This window comes from Pantoea sp. CS_6 (assembly GCF_041954745.1).
Lineage (GTDB): Bacteria > Pseudomonadota > Gammaproteobacteria > Enterobacterales > Enterobacteriaceae > Pantoea > Pantoea stewartii.
Genome location: NZ_JAVAYG010000005.1, coordinates 204,517 through 227,654, shown reverse-complemented (window position 1 = coordinate 227,654; position 23,138 = coordinate 204,517). Strand labels below are relative to the sequence as shown.

The window sequence follows — 23,138 nt, the reverse complement described above, 5'->3', positions numbered from 1 at the left end:
TCCAGGCCAGAAAAGGTTTTGCAATTTGATACGTATTTTACCCCAGAGTTCCCTGCGGGTCATCGTTTACTTTGCACCGTCCAGGGACGTAGTATTGTCGCCTTCACCTGTCAGTTGCCGCGAGATTATGCGATTTTCACGACTTGTTACCGGATTAACCTGTGCGTTTATGCTGCAGGCACAAGCAGCACCCGTTGATGAATACATGCAGTATCTGCCAGATGGTGCCAACCTGGCTTTACTGGTGCAAAAAGTGGGCGCAACTACGCCGATCATTGATTACCACGGGAAACAGATGGCGCTTCCCGCCAGTACCATGAAAGTTATCACCGCGCTGGCGGCATTACTGGAACTGGGCGGTGATTATCGTTTTCAAACGACCTTTGAGACCAAAGGTGCGCTGATCGATGGCACACTGAATGGCGATCTTGTTGCCCGTTTCGCTGGCGATCCCACATTGGGCCGCCAGGATCTGCGTAATATGGTCGCAGCCTTAAAAAAACAAGGCATCACGCATATCAAAGGCAATCTGGTCATTGATACCTCGGTGTTTGCCAGCCATGATGCGGCGCCGGGTTGGCCGTGGAACGATATGACGCAGTGCTTTAGCGCACCGCCCGCCGCGGCTATCGTCGATAAAAACTGTTTCTCCGTGTCGCTCTACAGTGCGGATAAGCCCGGCGAAAACGCCTTCGTGCGCATCGCCTCTTATTATCCGGCGCACATGCTGAGCCAGGTGCGCACCATTGGGCGCAACAGTGGCGAGGGTCAGTATTGCGAACTGGATGTGGTGCCGGGTGAGCTGAACCGCTATACCCTGACCGGCTGTCTGCGTCAGCGTAGCGATCCCCTTCCGCTGGCCTTTGCCGTTCAGGATGGTGCCGCCTGGGCCGGCGAGATTCTGAAATCTGAACTGCGTTCCGCCGGTATTGATTACAGCGGACATCTGCTGCGCCAGACACAGGTCACTGAGCCGGGCACCGTGCTGGCCTCAACCCAGTCTGCGCCGCTGCATACGCTGCTGCATATGATGCTGAAGAAGTCCGACAATATGATCGCCGACACGGTGTTCCGCACCATTGGCCATCATTACTTTAATGTGCCGGGCACCTTCCGCGCCGGGTCAGACGCGGTGCGCCGTATCCTGCGTGAAAAAGCGAATATCGATTTGGGTAACAGTATCCAGGTTGATGGTTCCGGCTTGTCGCGCCACGATCTCATCTCTCCTGCCACCATGATGCAGGTGCTGCAGTACATTGCGCAAAATGACAGCAAGCTGGATTATATTTCCATGCTGCCCCTGGCGGGTCATGACGGCACGCTGCAATATCGCGGCGGCCTGCATGAAGCCGGTCTGGATGGCAAAGTCTCTGCCAAAACGGGTTCACTGCAGGGCGTTTACAACCTTGCCGGTTTTATCACCACGTCCAGCGGGGCGCGCGTCGCGTTTGTGCAGTTCCTGTCCGGCTATGCGGTACCGCCGGAAGATCAGCGCACGCGCCGTATTCCACTGGTGCGGTTCGAAAGTCGGCTCTATCGCGATATCAACAAGAACTACTAACTGATGTCGATAAAAGCGCAGTGGGATCAACGCCGCTGCGCTTTTTTATTGCCCTGACAGGCGTTCGCCCTTCCCCTTTCCCTCACTGTTTTATTCTTACTGCCATCGCGTTAGTGACGTTCCTCTGACTGACGCCACGGGCCATTAAACACGCCGTGAGCCGCGATACGTTAGCCACGTAAGTGAACCTCAGGCTTTTATGCGAAGGAGGGAAAGCATAGTGAGATACAGGCTGTATGAAGAAACTGGCAGACATACGCCAGGGCTGCGCGGGTGAACCCAGCGCCTGCCCGCTGGATTTCGGCGTATACGTCGAAGCGGGTAGCAGGAGGTTTGTCCACTGTCTGCGGCATTTGAGTTATCAACGGCAAGGCGTGATAGCGGTCAAAGACAGGCCGGAAAGAATACTGCCCCCATTCCGGCAGAAGGGGGCAGCAAAGTGTGTTAACGCTGATAAATGATTTCGACGCCTTCGTCGTCATCTTCATCCCAGTCGTCATCCCACTCTTCATCGTCTTCAACAGCCGCGTTCTCAAGGGCTTCTTTGTGGTAGTCGTCCCACATGAATTCCACTTTCTCAGGCTGTTTTTCTTCAACGTCCGCTTCTTTCGGATTGGCGTTGATAAAGCTCATCACATCCCAGCACAGGTCGGTCACGCCCTGACGGCTGGCCGCCGAAATAAGGTAGTACTTCTCTTCCCAGCCCAGCGCCTCAGCAATGGCTTTTGCGCGCGCCTGTGCTTCTTCTTCATCAATCAGATCGACTTTGTTAAACACCAGCCAGCGCGGCTTGTTGAATAACTTATCGCTGTATTTTTCCAGCTCACCCAGAATAATACGGGCGTTCTCAACCGGATCGCTCTCGTCAATCGGGGCGATGTCAATCAGGTGCAACAGAACACGGCAGCGTTCCAGATGTTTCAGGAAGCGAATCCCCAGACCGGCGCCTTCTGCAGCACCTTCAATCAGCCCCGGAATATCGGCGACGACGAAGCTCTGCTCACTGTCCATACGTACAACGCCCAGGCTGGGTACCAGGGTGGTAAAAGGATAATCAGCCACTTTCGGCTTGGCAGCGGAAACCGCACGGATAAAGGTGGATTTACCGGCATTCGGTAAGCCCAGCATGCCCACGTCAGCCAGCAGCATCAGCTCCAGTTGCAGGTCACGTTTCTCGCCTGCGGTGCCCATGGTTTTCTGCCGTGGGGTACGGTTGACCGAGGATTTAAAACGGGTGTTACCCAGACCGTGCCAGCCGCCTTTTGCCACCATCAGCGTCTGCTGGTGACGCGTCATATCGCCCAGTGTCTCGCCCGTTCCCTGGTCAATAACGCGGGTTCCGACGGGGACTTTAATCGTAATATCTTTGCCGCGTTTACCGGTACAGTCGCGACTCTGACCATTCTGACCACGCTCAGCGCGGAAAGATTTTTCGAAACGATAATCGATCAGGGTGTTAAGGTTTTCGTCAGCGACTAAATATACGTCACCGCCGTCACCACCATCACCGCCGTCCGGGCCGCCTTTTGGGATATATTTTTCACGGCGGAAACTGACACAGCCATTACCGCCATCACCTGCGACGACCAAAATTGTCGCTTCATCAACAAACTTCATTTTCTTTCTCCGTCACACAATCGTCTGCAACAGGCTGCAAACGGGTCCGCCAGGGTCGTTCTGCGCTGACCAGCGGCGGATAAATCAAAACTGGCTCTCGCCAGCATGTACATAAAGTGTACAACACGCAGCCAGGCTATGTCGCCTGTCTGGCGACAGGTCGCAGAATGTAAAAAGCCCCGCAAGAGTTGCGGGGCCTTCAATTCGTGCGTTCAGACGGTAACCGTCTGCGTCACGACAACCTTACTCAGCAACGATGCTGATGTATTTACGGTTGTTCGGACCTTTAACTTCGAATTTTACTTTGCCGTCTGCGGTAGCAAACAGAGTGTGGTCACGACCACAACCTACGTTGTTACCGGCATGGAATTTGGTACCACGCTGGCGAACGATGATGCTACCTGCCAGAACAGATTCACCACCGAAACGTTTTACACCCAGACGTTTTGCATTGGAGTCACGACCATTTCGAGTCGAACCACCAGCCTTTTTATGTGCCATTTGTCAGATCTCCTCTTACGCCGTGATACCAGTGATTTTCACATCAGTGAACCACTGGCGATGGCCAGCTTGCTTACGGTAGTGCTTACGACGACGAAACTTAACGATTTTAACTTTCTCGCCACGACCATGAGCAACAACTTCTGCCTTGATCACACCGCCTGAAACCAGTGGCGCGCCGATTTTCACGTCTTCGCCATTTGCAATCATCAGAACCTGGTCAAACTCGATGGTTTCACCGGTTGCGATGTCCAGCTTTTCCAGGCGAACGGTCTGACCTTCGCTTACTCGGTGTTGTTTACCACCACTTTGGAAAACCGCGTACATATAAAACTCCGCTTCTGCGCTTGCCTTTTAGTTCATCAGGCGGCGCGCTAAATATTCACAATAGGGCGCGAATTCTACGCAAAACTCAAACAGAAGACAAGAGCACTTTGCACACTCTTGCAGAAAAAAAACACAGGCTCAATGCAAACGTTTCTCAACCTGAAAATTCAAGTACAATCAGTAACAGATTACTGAACGCTGGCTGGGTAAAACCGCTTACCATGGCAGAGAAACGAGTCATAGCTGAAAAGACGAATGAACTTAGAACAGATTAACGAATTAACCGCACAGGACATGGCTGCCGTTAACCAGACCATACTCGACCAGCTGAATTCAGATGTCTCGCTCATCAACCAGTTGGGTTATTACATCATCAGTGGCGGCGGTAAACGCATCCGGCCCATGATTGCCGTGCTGTCTGCTCGCGCCATGGGTTACCAGGGCGATTTACACGTGACCAACGCGGCGCTAATCGAATTTATCCACACCGCCACGCTGTTGCATGACGATGTCGTGGATGAATCCGATATGCGCCGTGGAAAAGCCACCGCGAACGCCGCATTTGGTAACGCGGCCAGCGTACTGGTCGGTGATTTTATTTATACCCGCGCTTTCCAGATGATGACCAGCATGGGCTCGTTGCGCATTCTGGCGCTGATGTCCGAGGCGGTGAACGTGATCGCTGAAGGAGAAGTGCTCCAGCTGATGAACGTCAACGATCCCGACATCACCGAAGAGAGCTATATGCGGGTGATATACAGCAAAACCGCGCGCTTATTTGAAGCCGCCTCTCAGGCCTCGGCGATTCTGGCGGAAGCGACGCCAGCGCAGGAAAAAGCGCTGCAGGATTACGGACGTTATTTGGGAACGGCTTTCCAGTTAATCGATGATTTACTGGACTACAGTGCCGATGGTGAAACCCTGGGCAAAAATACCGGTGACGATCTCAGCGAAGGTAAACCCACGCTGCCTCTGCTTCATGCCATGAACAACGGATCGCCTGAACAGGCTAAAATGATCCGTGAGGCGATTGAACAGGGGAACGGCCGCCATTTACTGGCTCCCGTTCTGGAAGCGATGAACCAGTGCGGCTCTCTGGAATGGACGCGCAAGCGTGCTGAGCAGGAAGCGGATAAGGCCATCGCGGCATTACAAATCCTGCCTGAAACCCCATGGCGCACAGCGCTGGAATCTCTGGCTCACATGTCGGTTCAACGCGATTTCTAATCGCTGACGGGGCCTGACGGCCTCGTCTTCTTTCTTTCCCCCGCCGCTGTTGCAGTCATTACCACCCTTTTGCGTCAGGCCGCGCAGTTCTGTCTGCTTACGGAAATATTACTGGAACCTTATGGAAACTTTCTGATATAAACCACCATAAGTTTCCAGATGTATTTTAAAGCACGTCAGAATCCCCCCGCGCGCTTCGCACTGACAAGGAGAAAACAGTAATGCAAAAAAGGACAGAGGACTGGCATCCTGCCGATATTATTGCCGCACTGCGCAAACGTGGTACAACGCTGGCGGCATTGTCCCGCCAGGCAGGATTAAGCTCATCAACACTGGCTAACGCCCTTTCACGGCCATGGCCAAAAGGGGAATGGCTGATTGCTGATGCGATCAATGTCCACCCATCAGAGATATGGCCAAGCCGCTATTACGATCCTGAAACGAACAGCCTACTGGATCGAAAAAAACGTGTGCGATCGTCCGATCAGACGACCAAAAACTAACATCGGGTTAGTGCCAGACGAAAAAAAACCAGCCCGTATGCCAGGCTGGTTTTTTACAGGCCTGTCCGAAACACTATTCGCCGCTGACGCGCTCGATGTTTGCGCCCATCGCTTTTAGCTTATCTTCGATATGCTCGTAACCCCGATCGATGTGGTAAATGCGATCGACCAGCGTTGTGCCTTCCGCAATACACCCTGCCAGCACCAGGCTTGCCGATGCACGGAGATCCGTCGCCATCACCTGCGCGCCCGACAAGGTTTCCACACCGTGACAGATTGCGGTATTGCTCTCAATTTCTGCGTGAGCACCCATACGAATCAGTTCAGGGATGTGCATAAAACGGTTTTCAAAAATGGTTTCGGTGATTAGCCCCGTGCCTTCCGCGACCAAATTCAGCAGGGTGAACTGCGCCTGCATATCGGTCGGGAACCCCGGATGAGGAGCGGTACGCACGTTGACCGCTTTAGGGCGCTTACCGTGCATATCCAGGCTGATCCAGTCTTCACCGGTTTCAATGTCTGCACCGGCATCACGCAGTTTCGCCAGCACTGCGTCCAGGGTGTCAGGCTGCGCATTGCGGCACAGCACTTTCCCCCCCGAAATAGCAGCCGCCACCAGGAAGGTGCCGGTCTCAATACGGTCTGGCAGGACGCGATAAACCCCACCGCCCAGACGCTCAACGCCTTCAATGGTGATTTTATCCGTGCCTGCGCCCGAAATTTTTGCACCCAGCGTATTAAGGAAATTGGCGGTATCCACGATTTCAGGTTCACGCGCCGCGTTCTCAATCACCGTGGTCCCGGTTGCCAGCGTCGCAGCACTCATAATGGTCACCGTCGCGCCTACGCTGACTTTATCCATCACGATCAGCGCCCCTTTCAGGCGACCGTTAACTGAGGCTTTTACATAGCCTTCTTCCAGCTTAATCTCGGCACCCAACTGCTCAAGACCCGAGATATGCAGGTCTACCGGGCGCGCACCGATGGCGCAACCGCCGGGCAGTGAGACTTCGCCCTGACCGAAACGGGCCACTAACGGACCAAGCGCCCAAATAGAGGCACGCATGGTTTTCACAAGGTCATAGGGTGCACAAAAAACGTCTACGCCGCTGGCATCGACGTGAACAGAACCGTTGCGCTCAACCTTCGCACCTAACTGGGTTAACAGCTTCATAGTGGTGTCGATGTCACGCAGCTTCGGCACATTCGTAATCTCAACCGGCTCTTCGGCCAGTAAAGCTGCAAACAGAATTGGCAGTGCGGCGTTCTTCGCCCCGGAAATGGTGACTTCACCACTTAAACGGGTGGGGCCTTGCACACGAAATTTATCCATTAACACGGTTCTCAATTAACTGGCTATTAAACGGTCGCGCAGGTGGCGCAGCCCTCGCGGGGATCAGAAACCGTTCAGTTTACGGTCACGCGCCCACTCTGCAGGCGTGTAGGTTTTGATGGATACCGCATGAATGCGGTTATCCGCAATGAATTCCATCAGCGGCGCATAAACAGCCTGCTGTTTCTTAACGCGGCTTAACTCACCAAACAGTTCGCCCACGGCGATCACCTGGAAATGGCTGCCATCGTTGCTCATGACATGAACTTCTTCTAAAGGCAGTGCTGCCATCAGCACAGCCTGAATTTCACTGTTTTCCATTGCTCTTAACTTCACTTAATAATAATAAGGCTGACATAGTAGAGGAAAGTGCCTGATTCTTAAATACGCAAAAGCCCCTGTCGGCGACCGGGGCTAAGGCTCAGAAGGCGAATACAGGCGCTTTAATCCGCAGAAACAATAATTTGTTGCAGGTTGTAAAGGGTGATCAACGACTGCAGTTTGTCACCGATTCCAACAAACTGCAGCGCGCCGCCCTGCTGCGAGACGATTTCCCGCAGGTGGACCAACAGCGCCAGGCCTGAGGTATCCACCCGTTCCAGAGCTGAAACGTCGATCAGCGTCGCCCCGCTAATCAACGTTTCACGCTGCTCCCAGAGATCCAGCAGCGTGTCACGATCCAGCTCACCTTCCAGCCGTAGCGTGTTCGCCTCGCGGCTCCAGTGCAGTGAGGGCTGCATTATTTGTTTTGATCCAGTGTGATTGGCTGTTTCGCTGACGCTTCAAGTTGCGCAGTCAATGCATCAATCCCTTTCGTACGTAACAGATCGCCCCACTCATTTTGTTTCGTGGTGATCATGCTGACCCCTTCTGCGATCATATCGAACGCCTGCCAGTTACCGGTCTGGCTGTTTTTACGCCACTGGAAATCCAGGCGCACTGGCGGACGGCCCTGAGGATCGATGATCGTCACACGGATGGCGACAATATTGGCGTTGCCCAGCGGTTTCGCAGGTTCAATCTGGTAAGTCTGACCGTGATAAAGCGCTAACGCCTGGCCATAGGCCTGAGCCAGATAATCACCAAAAGCCTTAAAATAGGCTTCGCGCTGTGCCGGTGTGGCTTCCCGATAGAAACGGCCCAGGACTAACGCCCCCGCATATTTAATCTGCACATAAGGCAGCAGCTCCTGGCGGACGATATCACGCAGGTAGTTGGGATCCTGCTTGATTTTCGCCTGCTCGCTTTTCAGGCGGGTAAAAGTTTTATTAGCCGCTTCATTCATCAACGTATAAGGATTGCTTTGATCGGCTGCTGTCGCCGCCAATGGCGCGATCGCCAGCATGGCAATCATCAGAAAACGTTTAAACATCATGTTATCCCTCTGTTAAGGTTGAGCGGCTGCGGGAGCGGCAGTATCGCCACCCTGCGCATCCTTACTGTCACCGGTTTGCTTGTTACCTTTGTTGTCGCCGCTTTTATACAGGAACTGGCCTATCAGGTCCTCCAGTACCATCGCCGACTTGGTATCACGTATCGTGCCACCATCGTTTAACATCGCCGAGCCCAGCTCAGGATCGTCAAAGCCAACGTTTAACGACAGGAACTGCTCGCCCAGCAAGCCCTGAGTACGGATGGCCAGCGAACTGGTGTCCGGAATCTGGTTGGCATACTTGTCGCTGATATCCATCGTGACGCGTGGCAGTAATGTTTTCGGTTCAAGTGAAATATCTGTCACCCGACCAATCACGACACCACCAATTTTAACAGGCGAACTGACTTTCAGGCCGCCGATATTATCGAAGGTGGCATACAGCTTCCAGGTAGGTTCTGTTCCCAGCGATTTAAGATCCGCCACGCGCAGGCAAAGGAACAGCACCGCTAACAGTGCCATGATCATAAAAACGCCAACCCAAATTTCGCTTTTTTTGCTTTGCATCGCATCAATTCCCAAACATCAGTGCTGTCAGCACAAAATCTAAACCGAGGACCGCCAGTGATGCATGCACCACGGTGCGCGTCGTGGCGCGACTAATACCTTCAGAGGTCGGAATCGCATCGTAACCATTAAACAGCGCGATCCAGGTAACCGTGACGGCAAAAACGGCGCTTTTAATAATGCAGTTAACCACATCGCTACGAAAATCGACGGCATTTTGCATCGCCGACCAGAAGAAGCCAGGGTCAATACCTTTCCAGCTCACGCCCACCAGCGCGCCGCCGGTAATCCCTACGGCGGTGAAGATGAGTGCCAGCAGCGGCATGCTGATAAAACCTGCCCAAAAACGTGGTGAGACAACACGGCGCAGAGGATCGACCGCCATCATCTCCATGCTGGACAGCTGTTCCGTGGCCTTCATCAGCCCAATCTCAGCCGTTAACGCCGAACCTGCCCGACCTGCAAACAGTAGGGCTGTGACAACCGGCCCCAGTTCACGTAGCAATGACAGTGCCACCAACATGCCCAGGCTGGTTTCTGCACCATAGGTGTTTAATACCAGATAGCCCTGCAACCCCAGCACCATGCCGATAAATAACCCGGAGACCACAATGATCACCAAAGAAAGGACGCCAATGCTGTAGAGTTGTTTGACTAACAGCGGGAAGTGTTTGCGAAACGCGGGTTTACCGACCAGCGCATGAAAAAGCATCAATCCGGCACGCCCAAAGCTGGCGCAGGTTCCAATCCCCCGACGTCCTAATGACGCCAGTGCTTTTAACAACATCAGTTTAGCTTCTCCCTGACCCGGTTAAATCGGCCAAATAATCGCCCGCCGGAAAACGAAACGGTACGGGCCCGTCCGCGATGCCGTCGATAAACTGGCGCACGCGTGGGTCATTGTTGGCACGCAAATCGGGCGTGGTCCCGTGCGCGATAATTTTTTGTCCCGCCACGATATAAGCATAATCGGCAATACTTAACACTTCAGGCACGTCATGCGACACCACAATGCATGTCAGTCCCAGTGCATGGTTAAGCTCATCAATCAGTTTAACCAGTACGCCCATCGTAATAGGATCCTGACCTACAAAGGGCTCATCGAACATAATTAACTCAGGCTCCAGAGCAATAGCCCGAGCCAGGGCCACCCTGCGCGCCATTCCGCCCGAAAGCTCCGCAGGTTTCAACTGCGCGGCACCCCGTAACCCCACGGCTTCCAGCTTCATCATGACGGTGCTGTGCAGAAGCGCCGCCGGCAACCGTGTGTGTTCACGAAGCGGCCAGGCCACATTTTCGTAGACGGTTAAATCGGTAAAAAGTGCACCGGACTGAAACAGCATGCTCATCTTTTTACGCGCTTCATACAATCGGGTGCGCGACAATGTCGGAATGTTCTCGTCCCGGAACCAGATCTCGCCGCTGTCAGGCTGAAGTTGCCCGCCAATCAAGCGCAGCAGCGTTGTTTTCCCGATCCCTGACGGCCCCATGATCGCCGTCACTTTGCCTTTGGGTACCGTAAGGGAAATATCGTCGAAAATTTTGCGATCGCCACGTGAGAAACTCACGCCACGAACCTCAACCAGGTTCGTTTTTTGTTGGATCATTATCACCTCTATTACGGATCGGGCGTAAACATAGGGTACGATGGTAGCCTGTTAAGGCTAAACGCACGATAGCTTTACAGAAACTTAATGCAAAGATTTGGCGAAAACGGTCATAAAATTTACTTTTGTCGCTCGGACGGTCAAAATCAGCGCCTGTTTTGTCACATCGAACCTGAAGGCAAGCCAACAGGGGTTTTAAGCAAGGATTTTTCATGTTCGTCGCAACCGCACTGCTGATTATCGGACTGCTTTTACTGGCTTATGGTGCCGATCGTCTGGTGTTTAGTGCTGCAATACTTTGCCGATCGTTCGGGATCCCGCCGTTAATCATCGGCATGACCGTCGTCAGTATCGGTACCTCGCTTCCGGAGATCATCCTTTCCTTCTCCGCTGCGCAGTATGGCCAAATGGATCTGGCGGTGGGCACCGCGCTTGGTTCGAACATCACCAATATACTTTTGATTCTCGGCGGCGCGGCGCTGTTGCATCCGCTCAGCATCCATTCCAACTTAATTCGCCGTGAACTGCCGCTGATGGTGCTGGTCTCATTACTGAGCGGTATTACGCTGTTTGATAACTATCTTAGTCGACTGGACGGTATCGCCCTGATTGCCATCGCCGCGATTTATCTGATTGTGACTATTCGCATCGCGCGTAAAGCAGAAAATGACAATAACGATACGCTGACGCGTGAACAACTGGCTGAGCTGCCACGCGAAGAGACGGGTAACACCGTGGCCTTTCTCTGGCTGGCTGTCGCCCTGATTATCCTGCCCATGTCGACACACATGGTGATTGATAATGCGACGGTCTTTGCCGACTACTTTGGCGTGAGTGAACTGGTTATGGGGCTGACGCTTATCGCCGTCGGCACCAGTCTGCCGGAGCTGGCCACGGTCATCGCCGGTGCGTTGAAAGGCGAAGATGATATTGCGATAGGTAACCTGATTGGGGCCAATATTTATAACCTCGCTATCGTGTTGGGCCTGCCGGCACTGATTCACCCCGGCAGCGTCGATTATCACGCTTTTGCACGCGATTACTGGATAATGCTTGGCGTAAGCGTACTGTTCGCCATGCTTTGTCTGTTGCGCCACCGCCGCATTGGCCGTACGGCGGGGACGCTTTTACTCTGTGGTTTCTTCGTCTGGGTAACGTTGCTGTGGCTACAGCCAGCGTTTATGGGCGGCTAAAAAGGACAGATTTGCCATGTCACATCAGCAACCAACGGTAGAGTTTGATTTTCAGCGAGCCGGTAAAACGGTTCTGCGCATTGAGCGCGAAGGCCTTGAGCAGCTTGACCAGTATATCAACGAGGCCTTTTCCGACGCCTGCGCCATGATTTATGCCTGTAAGGGCAAAGTGGTGGTTATGGGCATGGGCAAGTCAGGTCATATTGGTAAAAAAATGGCGGCGACCTTTGCCAGCACCGGCACGCCGGCTTTCTTTGTGCATCCAGCGGAAGCCAGCCACGGCGACCTGGGAATGGTGGGTAAAGACGACGTGGTGCTTGCCATTTCCAATAGCGGTGAATCCAGCGAGATTCTGGCGCTGATTCCGGTGGTGAAACGCCAGCAGATTAAACTGATCTGCCTGACCAGTCGACCTGAAAGCGCCATGGCCCGGGCCGCCGATATTCATCTTTGCGTCAAGGTGCCGCAGGAAGCCTGTCCAATGGGCCTGGCCCCTACAACCAGTACCACCGCAGCTCTGGTGATGGGCGATGCACTGGCGGTCTCCCTGCTGGAGGCACGCGGCTTCACGCCTGAAGATTTCGCGCTGTCGCATCCGGGCGGTGCGCTGGGCCGTAAACTGCTGCTGCACGTGAGCGACATCATGCACAGCGGTGATGAGTTACCGCACGTCACGCGGGATGCATCATTGCGGGATGCGTTGCTGGAGATAACCCGTAAAAATCTGGGCCTGACCGTGATTGTTGACGATTTGATGAAGATTGAAGGCGTTTTTACCGATGGTGACCTGCGCCGCATCTTTGACATGGGCATCGATTTTCAAAAAGCGACCATTGCAGAAGTCATGACGCGTGGCGGCATCCGCGTGCGTCCGAACGTGCTGGCCGTCGATGCGCTGAATTTAATGCAAACCAAAAACATTACCTCCCTGCTGGTAGCCGATGACGACCATCTGCTGGGTGTGGTACATATGCATGACATGCTGCGCGCAGGCGTAGTGTAAACAGGAAGACACAATGCAGTCTGAGATTGCCACTATAGAAACATGTTACGGCCCGGTCAGTGCCGACATTATGGCCCGTGCCGGGCACATTCGCCTGCTGATTTGCGATGTGGACGGCGTGATGTCTGATGGCCTGATCTACATGGGTAACAGTGGAGAAGAACTGAAAACCTTTAATGTGCGTGACGGTTACGGCATTCGTTGCCTGCTGACCTCGGACATTGAAGTGGCTATTATTACCGGCCGCACGGCCCGGTTACTGGAAGACCGCTGCAAAACGCTGGGGATTCGCCATCTTTATCAGGGGCAATCAGATAAGCTTTTGGCCTATCGCGAACTTCTGGATACACTGTCGCTCTCTGACGAGCAGGTGGCTTATATTGGTGACGATCTGATCGACTGGCCAGTTATGGCAAAAGTAGGGCTCAGCGTAGCGGTGGCCGACGCGCACCCGCTGCTGTTAGCGCGAGCGCGTTACGTCACACGTATCGCCGGTGGGCGCGGCGCAGTGCGTGAACTGTGCGATCTCATTTTGATGGCGCAAAATAAATTTGAGGATGCCAAAGGGCAATCAGTATGAGTAAAAGCAGGCGTTGGATAACGTTGGGGCTGGCCTTGATTGCGCTGGTGCTCATTGGCTGGAATTTCACTAACCGGGACAGCGACGATGGCGCACCGGTAATGAATAATGATCAAACGCCAACCTACACCAGTGCCAATTCGCATACCGTAGTTTACAACCCTCAGGGTGGCCTGGCTTATAAGCTGATCTCGGACAAAGTTACGTATTTCGAAAATACGGGAACCAGCTGGTTTGATAATCCGGTCATGACAACCTACGACGAGAATAAAATGCCGACCTGGACGGTACGTTCAGATAAAGCAAAGCTCACTAAAGATCGTATGCTGTATTTATATGGTCATGTTGAGCTGAATGCGCTGGCGCCAGATTCTGAACTGGAGCGCATCAAAACGGATAACGCTCAGGTCAATCTTGTCACTCAGGACGTCGCCTCGGACGATCAGGTGACGTTATATGGCCGCAGTTTTAACTCTACCGGCATGAAAATGCGTGGAAATTTACGGACAAAGCAAGCCGAGTTACTCGAAAAGGTCAAAACCTCTTATGAAATTCAAAATGAACAAAAACAGCATTAAGTTTTTACTGGCCAGCCTGCTGCTTGCAGCCAGCCTGCCGGCGCTGGCGCTGACCGGTGACTCGGACAAACCCGTTAATATCGACTCTGAAAATCAGTCGCTGGATCTGCAAGGCAACGTCGCGACCTTTACCGGTAATGTGGTCGTAACTCAAGGGTCGATCAAGATTACGGCAGATAAAGTCGTGGTGACCCGTCCGGGCGGCGACAGCAAAAAAACTATCGTTGATGCTTACGGCAATCCGGCGACCTTCTATCAGATGCAGGACAACGGTAAACCGGTACAGGGACACGCGTCCAAACTGCATTACGAGCTTGCTAATGACTTTGTTGAGCTGACGGGCAATGCGTACATTGAGCAGTTGGACAGCAATATTAAAGGCGACCGCATTACTTACCTGGTCAAAGAGCAAAAAATGCAGGCTTACAGCCAGGGCCAGAGCAAGCGCGTAACCACAGTTCTGGTGCCGTCGCAGTTGCAGGACAAGCCCGCGTCAACCAATAGCGAAAAAAAGAGTAACTGATCACTATGGCCACATTAATCGCAGAGAACCTGGCGAAGGCGTACAAAGGCCGTCGCGTGGTTGAAGACGTCAGTCTGCAGGTAAAATCCGGTGAAATCGTCGGCCTGCTCGGCCCAAACGGTGCCGGTAAAACCACCACCTTCTATATGGTGGTCGGGATTGTTCCGCGCGATGCGGGCCGCATTGTCATCGACGATGAAGACATCAGTATTCTGCCGCTCCACGCGCGTGCGCGTCGCGGTATCGGCTACCTGCCCCAGGAAGCGTCAATCTTCCGGCGTCTGAGCGTTTACGACAACCTGATGGCCGTGCTGCAAATTCGTGATGATTTAACCGAAGAACAGCGACAGGATCGGGCGAATGAGCTCATGGATGAGTTCCATATTGCACATCTGCGCGACAATATGGGACAGTCACTGTCGGGCGGTGAACGTCGCCGTGTGGAAATTGCCCGTGCGCTGGCCGCAAATCCCAAATTCATTCTGCTGGATGAGCCTTTTGCCGGTGTTGACCCGATTTCCGTTATTGATATCAAAAAGATTATTGAACATCTGCGCGACAGTGGGCTTGGCGTGTTAATCACTGACCACAACGTGCGTGAAACGCTGGCGGTCTGTGAACGGGCCTATATTGTCAGCCAGGGCAACCTGATTGCTCACGGTACGCCGAATGAAGTCCTTGCAGATGAGCAGGTTAAACGTGTTTATTTGGGTGAAGAGTTCAGACTCTGATAAGGTGTCGTTAATACTGATGGTTACCCGGGAATATTCATCCTGTCTATGAAGCAAGGTTTACAACTCCGGCTCAGCCAGCAACTGGCGATGACCCCACAACTGCAACAGGCGATACGTCTGTTGCAGCTTTCTACGCTTGAACTTCAGCAAGAGCTACAGCTGGCCCTGGAAAGTAATCCCCTGCTTGAACAGACTGAACAGCATGAAGAAATAGACGCAAAAGAGTATCAGGAAGGCGAAGCGGGACTTGATACGCGTGAAGCGCTGGAACAAAAGGATATGCCCGAAGAGTTGCCGCTCGATGCGACCTGGGATGAAATCTATACCGCGGGAACGCCATCAGGAACCGGTACGGACTATCAGGATGATGAACTGCCCATCTACCAGGGCGAAACCACCCAGTCGCTGCAAGATTATCTGATGTGGCAGGTTGAGCTGACGCCGTTTAGCGATACCGATCGGGCGATCGCGACGTCTATCGTCGATGCCATTGACGATACGGGTTATCTTACCGTTTCGCTTGAAGACATTCTCGACAGTATCGGCGACGATGAGCTGGAAATGGACGAAGTTGAGGCCGTTTTAAAGCGCATTCAACATTTTGATCCGATCGGCGTAGGTGCACGTGATTTGCGTGATTGCCTGCTGGTACAGTTGTCGCAGTATGCGCCTGAAACGCCAACGCTCTCTGAAGCCCGCCTGATCGTCAGCCATCATCTTGATCTGCTGGCTAACCATGATTTCCGCAGCCTGATGCGCGTCACGCGTTTAAAGGAAGACGTACTGAAAGAGGCAATGCTGCTGATTCAGTCGCTCGATCCACGTCCGGGCCAGTCGATCAATACTGGCGAACCTGAATACGTTATTCCTGATGTGCTGGTCCGTAAAGTTGCGACGCGCTGGACGGTGGAACTTAATACCGACAGTCTGCCGCGGCTTAAAATCAATCAGCACTATGCCGCCATGGGCGGTGCTGCGCGTAATGACAGTGACAGTCAGTTTATCCGCAGTAATTTGCAGGAGGCGCGCTGGCTGATCAAAAGTCTGGAAAGTCGCAATGAGACACTGTTAAAAGTCTCACGCTGCATTGTTGAACAGCAACAGGCCTTTTTTGAGCAGGGCGAAGAGTTTATGCGTCCGATGGTGCTGGCCGATATTGCCCAGGCGGTGGATATGCATGAATCCACGATTTCCCGCGTCACCACGCAAAAATATCTTCACAGCCCGCGTGGCATTTTTGAACTGAAGTATTTTTTCTCCAGTCATGTTAATACTGAAGGAGGAGGCGAAGCCTCATCTACTGCGATACGGGCACTGGTAAAAAAATTAATCTCGGCGGAAAATCCCGCTAAGCCCTTGAGTGACAGTAAACTGACCTCCATGTTATCTGATCAAGGGATCATAGTGGCACGTCGTACCGTTGCAAAATATCGAGAGTCTTTGTCCATACCGCCTTCAAACCAACGTAAGCAGTTGGTTTAACAGAGAGAAGGAAGACCTATGCAGCTGAACCTTACCGGGCAAAATGTTGAAATCACCGAGCCACTGCGTGAATTCGTCACGGCGAAATTTGCCAAACTGGAACACTACTTTGATCATATCAACCAGGTATATGTTGTCCTGAACGTTGAGAAGGTGACACAGGTTGCTGATGCCACATTGCACGTTAACGGGGGCGAGCTGCACGCCACATCGGAAGCGGAAGATATGTATGCGGCAATTGACGGACTGATTGACAAGCTGGCCCGTCAACTGACCAAATATAAAGACAAGTTAAAAAAACACTAACCTTCACGCTGGCAGGCGCGCCGGGCGCGCAGAGCTGAAAGGATGGGGCGGATTAACCGCCCCGTTTTGTCATCTGTGCCAGCGCCATGATTCCGCTACGTGATTACCGCGTACCGGTTTACTGGCTAAGTGAACTCGCAAGTGAAACGAAAATGAACAATGATTTAACACTGGAACTGAGCACAGTGCTTTCGCCAGACTGCACCCGCAGCAGCGTACACTGCCAAAGCAAAAAACGGGCGCTGGAAATTATCAGTGAACTGGCCGCTAAGCAGCTCAACCTGCCGCATCAAACGCTGTTTGAAGCGATACTGACCCGCGAGCGCATGGGAAGTACCGGTATTGGCAACGGTATTGCCATCCCGCATGGCAAGCTGGAGGAGGATACGTTACGTGCCGTCGGTGTCTTTATCAGCCTTGAGCAACCCATCGCATTTGATGCCGTGGATAATCAGCCTGTCGATCTCCTTTTTGCGCTCCTCGTGCCCGCTGACCAGTGTAAAACTCACTTACATACACTGTCGTTAGTCGCCAAACGGCTGGCGGATAAAACGGTTTGCCGCCGTCTGCGTGCTGCGCAGAGCGATGAAGAGCTGTATGCCATCATTACCGAAGAACAAACAGAGCAATAAAGCGCGTGATTTACCGGCGTGAGCCGGCTTTAAAACGGGAGAGAAGGTCATGGTGCTGATGATCGTCAGCGGTCGGTCAGGCTCAGGAAAATCAGTGGCGCTGCGCGCGCTGGAAGACATGGGTTTTTACTGCGTGGATAACCTGCCGGTCGTGTTGTTGCCTCAGCTGGCAGAATCACTGGTTGAGCGCAATATCTCTGCGGCGGTGAGTATCGATGTGCGTAACATGCCTGAGTCGCCTGAAATTTTTGAAACCGCGCTCAATAATCTGCCTTCCGGATTCTCGCCCCAGTTGCTGTTTCTTGATGCCGACCGCAATACGCTGATCCGCCGTTACAGTGATACGCGTCGCCTCCATCCCCTGTCCAGCAAAAATCTGTCGCTGGAAAGCGCGATTGATGAAGAGAGTGACCTGCTCGAGCCGCTGCGCTCGCGGGCCGATTTGATCATTGATACGTCAGAGATGTCGGTGCATGAACTGGCTGAGATGTTGCGTACCCGCTTACTGGGTAAACGCGAGCGGGAGCTGACTATGGTGTTTGAGTCGTTTGGCTTCAAACATGGTATTCCCATTGATGCGGACTACGTCTTTGACGTGCGTTTCCTGCCCAATCCACACTGGGATCCCAAACTGCGCCCGATGACGGGGCTGGATCGTCCCGTCGCGGCTTTTCTGGATCGTCATACCGAAGTCCATAACTTCATTTATCAGACACGCAGTTATCTGGAACTCTGGCTGCCCATGCTGGAAACGAACAACCGCAGCTATCTCACCGTGGCGATTGGTTGCACCGGTGGCAAACACCGCTCGGTGTATATTGCAGAACAGCTCGCTGATTATTTCCGCTCACGGGGTAAAAATGTACAGTCCCGTCATCGCACACTGGAAAAACGTAAATCATGACCGTCAAGCAAACCGTGGAAATCAGAAACAAGCTGGGCATGCATGCACGCCCCGCCATGAAGCTGTTTGAACTGGTGCAAAGTTTCGATGCCGAAGTGCTGTTACGCAACGAGGCCGGCACAGAAGCCGAAGCCAGCAGCGTTATCGCGTTGCTGATGCTGGATTCCGCCAAGGGCGGCCATATTGAGATCGAAGCCAGCGGCCCCCAGGAAACTGACGCGCTGGCCGCCGTCATTGAACTCTTCGAAGCCGGCTTCGACGAAGAGTAACATCAGTCCAGATGATTGCGCTGCAGGAAGCCCTCTCCTCCCAGTTGGCGCATCTGTCGGAGTATCCATTGCTGGCGCTGGCGCACATAGCCTGATGGCGCGTCGGCACGAAAGCGCAGCGGGTTAGGTAAAACGGCCGCCAGTAACGCCGCTTCTGACATGGTTAAGCGACTGGCAGGCTTGTTGAAAAAACGCCGGGACGCTGCCTCAACACCAAAGGTCCCTTTACCAAACTCCGCGATATTCAGGTAAACCGTTAAGATCCGGCGTTTAGTCCAAACGGTTTCCAGGCCGACCGTCAGACCCGCTTCCAGTCCTTTACGCATCCAGCTACGTCCATCCCACAAAAACAGATTTTTAGCCGTTTGCTGTGACAGCGTTGACGCACCGCGCATCCGGTTATCATCGCTGTCCAGTACAGACTGAATGGCTGCCACATCAAAGCCCCAGTGGTGAGGAAAGTTTTGATCTTCCGACGCGATAACGGCCAGCCTTATCCAGGGCGACATCGCCTGTGTCCCCACCCAATCCGAATGTGAGACATAGCTGAAATCGCCACGCAGCCAGGCACCGATCTGGCGTTCAGCCATCACGGCAGAGAAAGGCACCGGGAGAAAGGAAAAAAGTAAAATACCTGCCAGCCACAGCCCTGCCCAAATCAGCAGAATGCGCAGCACAATGCGCTTTACACCCTGCCAAAGCTTCCCTTTATGCTTACTCATACAATCGTCTCATCATTATGTCGTTTTTTAATTAATTTCAGGTGTAATCACCCCTGATGATAAAAAGCATTCCTGAAAAATTCGCCGTCCGGACCTGTCACCTTTATGATATGGCAAAGAAAATGCATCTGCGATGCAACAATAGTATGAATGAGTTCAATAAGTTCCCTTAAAAAGGAATCGGTTCCATTTGCGAAGTCTCACACCATTCCTTGTAGGGCGATGAGACTAATTCGTGATAATTGCAGCCATCAATGTTTCATAAAACTTATATTTTATTTCGGGCGCGTCTGAACACAGGCTGCAGCAATGCGGCAGGCATTAACGTACTTATGGCATTTCTTCACCGCAATACATGTTTTTTTATTAATACATTTCCCCAAACATTACAAACTTTTCTATTGGTAAAACCTTTTAAGCGCCAGGGCGGATGACGTTTTCCGAAACGTTTTGGACCTTCCTGACCCGATCCTTTCATTATTCTTTATTATCATAAGCTTATAGCCAATTTAGTTCGCATCAGTGACGAATCATTTGTGTTAAGAGGCTTAACACAGGCTTTGTTAACAAATTTGGGTTAAACCCGTACAAAAAACAGAACTTTTGTTCAAAAAACAACCAATGTAACGGTAAAATTGATTCCTTTCTTGACTATGTTGGCAAATTAATGTTTCCTGTATTTAAACGCTGTTCAACATCACAAATTTTAATGAATCTTGTCACAAGCTAATTCGAATTTGATAAGGTGTTGCATGTGTTAACCAATACCCGTTGTTGCCTTGAAAAACACTAAGCATAGCAGCAGCGACTTTTTCCCTGGTGTTGGCGCAGTATTAGCGCACCCCGGCCTCGGCTGGGGTCATTTTTTTTGGATCACCGCTGTTTCTCAGCCACCCACTCGCGCAATATCTGCACATCGTGCCGCCATTCACGCTTCAGCTCTTCCACCCATTCGCCCACGTTATCCCACCAGGCCGGTAATTCTGGGCTTTGAATTTGTTTCGCGATCTGTTGAAGATGCTGTAAGCCAACGGACCCTGCGGCACCTTTGATTTTGTGGCCCTCTTCAGCAATGCCTTTTTCGTCGCGTGCCATCAGGTTGGAGTCCAGTACCTCCAGGTAGCCCGGCATCATCTGTTCGAAGATGGTCAGGCTTTGCGTAATCAGACCGGGTCCCACCAGTTCCAGATACTGTTCAAGCATTGGAATGTCCAGCAAGGTATCGGACTGACGACTGCCCGGCGTCATAACGGCCTGATCATCGTTTCCGGGTTGGTCATCCCAAAACTTTTTGATGATGGCCGTTAACGCAGGTACGGCAAGCGGTTTACTGAGCACATCGTCCATGCCCGCATCAAAATACTCTTTTTTATCTTTCAATACGTTGGCGGTTAAGGCAACCAGCGGCGGCAAATGCGCATCAGGATACCGTTGACGAATGGCACGCGACACGTCCATGCCGGTCATATCCGGTAACTGAATATCCAGTAGCACCAAATCGAACTCCAGCGGGTCAAACATCTCAAGCGCTGCTTGCCCCGTCATGGCAACGTCAACGCTGCATCCCAGTTTTTCCAGAACCGAGCGTGCCACAATGACGTTCAGCTCAATGTCTTCCACCAACAGCACGTGCAGGGCCGGAAGCGGCAGCGTATCGTCAACGCCTTCATCTTCCACTTCCTCGGCAATACGCGGCGCTTTAATCACCACGGTAAAACAGGAGCCCTGGCCCGGTGCACTACTGACGCTGATATCCCCGCCCATCGCCTGCGCCAGACGGCGGGAGACCGCCAGGCCGATACCGGTTCCGGTTGCCGGTTTGCCGCCATGCTGATCGGTAACCTGATAATACATGGCAAAAATTTTGTCCTGCTCTTCCTCGCGAATGCCCTGCCCGGAATCCTGTACCTCAAAGCGCAGCGTTTCATCCTGTTCATAGGCAATACGCACGATGATTTCACCCTGCTGAGTAAACTTCACGGCATTGCCGATCAGGTTCCACAGGATCTGCCGTAGTCGTGTACCATCCGTTGAGATTTTATGGGGCAGCGGTAACTGCGGGGCCATGACAAACTTCAGGCCTTTTGGCTGCGCCAGCAAGCCAGAGAGATTCTCCAGATCGGCCAGGAAACTGGTGAAATCCAGCGGCTGGTTGTCCAGCTGTACCTTGCGTCGCTCGATTTTGTCCACTTCGATGACGTCGTTAAAGATATTGCCCAGGGTGATGGCAGAGACATGGATGGTTTTCAGGTACTTGAGCTGCTCCTGATTCAGATCGGTATCCAGCAAAATGCGGCTCAGACCGACAATGCCGTTAAGCGGCGTACGAAGCTCGTGGCTGATCGTAGAGATAAAGGTGGTCTTTTCCCGGCTCGCGTTCTCCAGCGCGTCCTGATAGCGTTTACGTTCGGTTATATCGCGGCCAAAGCCCATCAGGCCGCTGCGCTTACCGACCCGGTCATAATAAGGCACTTTACGAATTTCAAAACAGGCTTTCCGCCCATCGGGATACTGCAGCCACTGCTCATAGGTGAGCGAGACGTTATGACGAAAGACTTTTTCATCGGTTTCCAACACTTTAGTCGCCGTGTCATTGTCATAAATATCATGTGGCGTGAGCCCGATAAGCTGTTTTTCACTTTTACCGGTCAGCAGCTCCATGGCGCGGTTACAGCCTGAGAACTGCTTGTCGATATTGCGATAAAAGACCAGATCTGGCGATGCATCCAGAAAAGAGCGCAGGAAAGACGACTGTTGTTCCAGCTCTATTTGCGCCTGCTCGCGCCGCGCCACCTCTTCGCGTAGCTTAGCCATGACCTGCTCACGTGCCTGCTCCGCTTTTTTACGATCGGCAATTTCCTGATTGAGTCGGGAAATGGTCTCTTTCATCTGCTGATTCAACTCAAGATCGCGCGTACGCATTTCTTCCAGCTTATCCACCAGCCTGGCAAGACGCTGGCGTGACTCTTCCAGCTGATCGACCACCACGGAAAGAAAATAAACCGCCCAGGGCGTGATCAACAGACCGAAAAAGACCGATCGCACCATATCAATACTTTCGACATGACCACGCAGTACCATGGTCACCGCCATCTGCACAATCATGGCCAGCACGACCAGTGCAGACGCCAGCAGCAGCGAAAAACGGATCAGGCCAAGCTTGACCATTAAATCAACATAATATTGCGCCAGCAGGCGAATCTGTTTCATAAACACTCCCTGGGTGAGAACAGCCACATGATAGCGTATTTACGTCACCGTCGTCTTAGTGCATCCGGCGAGATCGCGACCGTCATGCACTTATATGGTGCAAAACGCCGTTGCTTCGCCGACGTTTGCCCCATTATTGCTAAAACCCTTGACTAATTGTGCTAACTCAATGAATCTGTAGGGCCGTCTGCTAAACAGGCGCGCGTATCCAACCTCTTCTTTTCCGTCTGACAAGGCTTTATTGTCACGACGCCCTGTTTTTCATGCATAGCCATTCACATTATTCGAAGTTTTAAGCAGCGCGACCTGATTAATTTTACTAATCACATGCCCTTTATTGATTCAAATTTGCTGCTATAAGAAAAACAGATACATCCTGCGCTTCCA

The 23,138-nt window shown here is 52.5% G+C and carries 26 protein-coding genes; 14 read left to right on the top strand and 12 right to left on the bottom strand.

Going from position 1 to position 23,138, the window contains the following annotated elements; genetic code table 11:
- Window positions 1-127: 127 nt before the first annotated feature.
- The gene (dacB, locus tag RAC90_RS09845) at window positions 128-1,561 is read left to right on the top strand and encodes a serine-type D-Ala-D-Ala carboxypeptidase (RefSeq protein ID WP_033739262.1); all 1,434 of its coding nucleotides are present in this window, start codon (window positions 128-130) and stop codon (window positions 1,559-1,561) included.
- 444 nt (window positions 1,562-2,005) lie between these two features.
- On the opposite strand, the gene cgtA is transcribed toward dacB, so the two are convergent.
- The 3 genes from cgtA to rplU form a co-directional block, all read right to left on the bottom strand.
- Window positions 2,006-3,178 carry an Obg family GTPase CgtA gene (gene cgtA / locus RAC90_RS09840; protein WP_033739183.1) on the bottom strand — a complete coding sequence of 391 codons (1,173 nt, stop codon included), beginning with the start codon at window positions 3,176-3,178 and terminating at the stop codon, window positions 2,006-2,008.
- A 243-nt stretch (window positions 3,179-3,421) separates the two neighbouring features.
- A complete protein-coding gene (gene rpmA, locus RAC90_RS09835) occupies window positions 3,422-3,679 on the bottom strand; it encodes a 50S ribosomal protein L27 (RefSeq protein WP_006121751.1) in 258 nt (85 codons plus the stop codon).
- A 15-nt stretch (window positions 3,680-3,694) separates the two neighbouring features.
- A complete protein-coding gene (rplU, locus tag RAC90_RS09830) occupies window positions 3,695-4,006 on the bottom strand; it encodes a 50S ribosomal protein L21 (RefSeq protein ID WP_006121750.1) in 312 nt (103 codons plus the stop codon).
- A 255-nt stretch (window positions 4,007-4,261) separates the two neighbouring features.
- Here rplU and ispB point away from each other — a divergent pair, with 255 nt between their 5' ends.
- Window positions 4,262-5,233, top strand: coding sequence for an octaprenyl diphosphate synthase (ispB, locus tag RAC90_RS09825; RefSeq protein WP_006121749.1), 972 nt, complete (start codon window positions 4,262-4,264; stop codon window positions 5,231-5,233).
- A 221-nt stretch (window positions 5,234-5,454) separates the two neighbouring features.
- On the top strand, window positions 5,455-5,736 hold the full coding sequence (locus RAC90_RS09820; RefSeq protein ID WP_006121748.1) for a helix-turn-helix transcriptional regulator: 282 nt from the start codon (window positions 5,455-5,457) through the stop codon (window positions 5,734-5,736).
- A 73-nt stretch (window positions 5,737-5,809) separates the two neighbouring features.
- Here the strand turns inward: RAC90_RS09820 and murA are convergent, their stop codons facing one another.
- The 7 genes from murA to mlaF form a co-directional block, all read right to left on the bottom strand.
- Entirely contained in the window at window positions 5,810-7,069 is a 1,260-nt protein-coding gene (gene murA / locus RAC90_RS09815) for a UDP-N-acetylglucosamine 1-carboxyvinyltransferase (RefSeq protein ID WP_006121747.1), read from the bottom strand.
- Between the two features lie 63 nt (window positions 7,070-7,132).
- A complete protein-coding gene (gene ibaG / locus RAC90_RS09810; protein ID WP_006121746.1) occupies window positions 7,133-7,390 on the bottom strand; it encodes a BolA family iron metabolism protein IbaG in 258 nt (85 codons plus the stop codon).
- 122 nt (window positions 7,391-7,512) lie between these two features.
- Entirely contained in the window at window positions 7,513-7,809 is a 297-nt protein-coding gene (gene mlaB, locus RAC90_RS09805) for a lipid asymmetry maintenance protein MlaB (protein WP_006121745.1), read from the bottom strand.
- Window positions 7,809-8,441, bottom strand: a complete 633-nt coding sequence (gene mlaC / locus RAC90_RS09800) for a phospholipid-binding protein MlaC (protein ID WP_006121744.1) — start codon at window positions 8,439-8,441, stop codon at window positions 7,809-7,811. The genes mlaB and mlaC overlap by 1 nt, the downstream gene beginning before the upstream one ends.
- Before the next feature lie 15 nt (window positions 8,442-8,456).
- On the bottom strand, window positions 8,457-9,008 hold the full coding sequence (gene mlaD / locus RAC90_RS09795; protein WP_006121743.1) for an outer membrane lipid asymmetry maintenance protein MlaD: 552 nt from the start codon (window positions 9,006-9,008) through the stop codon (window positions 8,457-8,459).
- Window positions 9,009-9,012: 4 nt separating this feature from the next.
- The gene (gene mlaE / locus RAC90_RS09790; RefSeq protein WP_006121742.1) at window positions 9,013-9,795 is read right to left on the bottom strand and encodes a lipid asymmetry maintenance ABC transporter permease subunit MlaE; all 783 of its coding nucleotides are present in this window, start codon (window positions 9,793-9,795) and stop codon (window positions 9,013-9,015) included.
- 4 nt (window positions 9,796-9,799) lie between these two features.
- Window positions 9,800-10,615 carry a phospholipid ABC transporter ATP-binding protein MlaF gene (mlaF, locus tag RAC90_RS09785; protein ID WP_006121741.1) on the bottom strand — a complete coding sequence of 272 codons (816 nt, stop codon included), beginning with the start codon at window positions 10,613-10,615 and terminating at the stop codon, window positions 9,800-9,802.
- A 212-nt stretch (window positions 10,616-10,827) separates the two neighbouring features.
- Here mlaF and RAC90_RS09780 point away from each other — a divergent pair, with 212 nt between their 5' ends.
- The 11 genes from RAC90_RS09780 (at window position 10,828) to npr (ending at window position 18,819) form a co-directional block, all read left to right on the top strand.
- The gene (locus tag RAC90_RS09780) at window positions 10,828-11,808 is read left to right on the top strand and encodes a calcium/sodium antiporter (protein ID WP_006121740.1); all 981 of its coding nucleotides are present in this window, start codon (window positions 10,828-10,830) and stop codon (window positions 11,806-11,808) included.
- A 16-nt stretch (window positions 11,809-11,824) separates the two neighbouring features.
- Window positions 11,825-12,811 (top strand): arabinose-5-phosphate isomerase KdsD, encoded by a 987-nt coding sequence (gene kdsD, locus RAC90_RS09775; protein ID WP_006121739.1) that lies wholly within the window; start codon window positions 11,825-11,827, stop codon window positions 12,809-12,811.
- A 13-nt stretch (window positions 12,812-12,824) separates the two neighbouring features.
- Window positions 12,825-13,391 carry a 3-deoxy-manno-octulosonate-8-phosphatase KdsC gene (gene kdsC, locus RAC90_RS09770; RefSeq protein ID WP_054634603.1) on the top strand — a complete coding sequence of 189 codons (567 nt, stop codon included), beginning with the start codon at window positions 12,825-12,827 and terminating at the stop codon, window positions 13,389-13,391.
- Window positions 13,388-13,969, top strand: coding sequence for an LPS export ABC transporter periplasmic protein LptC (lptC, locus tag RAC90_RS09765; protein WP_006121737.1), 582 nt, complete (start codon window positions 13,388-13,390; stop codon window positions 13,967-13,969). The genes kdsC and lptC overlap by 4 nt, the downstream gene beginning before the upstream one ends.
- Complete coding sequence (lptA, locus tag RAC90_RS09760; protein ID WP_033739170.1) at window positions 13,938-14,492, top strand: lipopolysaccharide ABC transporter substrate-binding protein LptA; 555 nt, start codon at window positions 13,938-13,940, stop codon at window positions 14,490-14,492. The genes lptC and lptA overlap by 32 nt, the downstream gene beginning before the upstream one ends.
- 5 nt (window positions 14,493-14,497) lie before the next feature.
- Complete coding sequence (lptB, locus tag RAC90_RS09755) at window positions 14,498-15,223, top strand: LPS export ABC transporter ATP-binding protein (RefSeq protein WP_006121735.1); 726 nt, start codon at window positions 14,498-14,500, stop codon at window positions 15,221-15,223.
- A 48-nt stretch (window positions 15,224-15,271) separates the two neighbouring features.
- Window positions 15,272-16,708, top strand: coding sequence for an RNA polymerase factor sigma-54 (gene rpoN, locus RAC90_RS09750; protein ID WP_033739167.1), 1,437 nt, complete (start codon window positions 15,272-15,274; stop codon window positions 16,706-16,708).
- 18 nt (window positions 16,709-16,726) lie between these two features.
- Window positions 16,727-17,014, top strand: a complete 288-nt coding sequence (hpf, locus tag RAC90_RS09745; protein WP_006121733.1) for a ribosome hibernation promoting factor — start codon at window positions 16,727-16,729, stop codon at window positions 17,012-17,014.
- Between the two features lie 152 nt (window positions 17,015-17,166).
- Entirely contained in the window at window positions 17,167-17,646 is a 480-nt protein-coding gene (ptsN, locus tag RAC90_RS09740) for a PTS IIA-like nitrogen regulatory protein PtsN (protein ID WP_033739256.1), read from the top strand.
- Window positions 17,647-17,695: 49 nt separating this feature from the next.
- The gene (rapZ, locus tag RAC90_RS09735) at window positions 17,696-18,550 is read left to right on the top strand and encodes an RNase adapter RapZ (protein WP_006121731.1); all 855 of its coding nucleotides are present in this window, start codon (window positions 17,696-17,698) and stop codon (window positions 18,548-18,550) included.
- Window positions 18,547-18,819, top strand: a complete 273-nt coding sequence (gene npr, locus RAC90_RS09730) for a PTS phosphocarrier protein NPr (RefSeq protein ID WP_006121730.1) — start codon at window positions 18,547-18,549, stop codon at window positions 18,817-18,819. Before rapZ ends, npr begins: the two co-directional genes overlap by 4 nt.
- A gap of 2 nt (window positions 18,820-18,821) precedes the next feature.
- Here npr and mtgA read toward each other — a convergent pair whose 3' ends face one another.
- Together mtgA and arcB are read right to left on the bottom strand one after the other, a co-directional pair.
- Complete coding sequence (mtgA, locus tag RAC90_RS09725) at window positions 18,822-19,541, bottom strand: monofunctional biosynthetic peptidoglycan transglycosylase (protein ID WP_033739165.1); 720 nt, start codon at window positions 19,539-19,541, stop codon at window positions 18,822-18,824.
- 873 nt (window positions 19,542-20,414) lie between these two features.
- On the bottom strand, window positions 20,415-22,751 hold the full coding sequence (gene arcB, locus RAC90_RS09720) for an aerobic respiration two-component sensor histidine kinase ArcB (RefSeq protein WP_033739163.1): 2,337 nt from the start codon (window positions 22,749-22,751) through the stop codon (window positions 20,415-20,417).
- Between the last annotated feature and the right edge of the window lie 387 nt (window positions 22,752-23,138).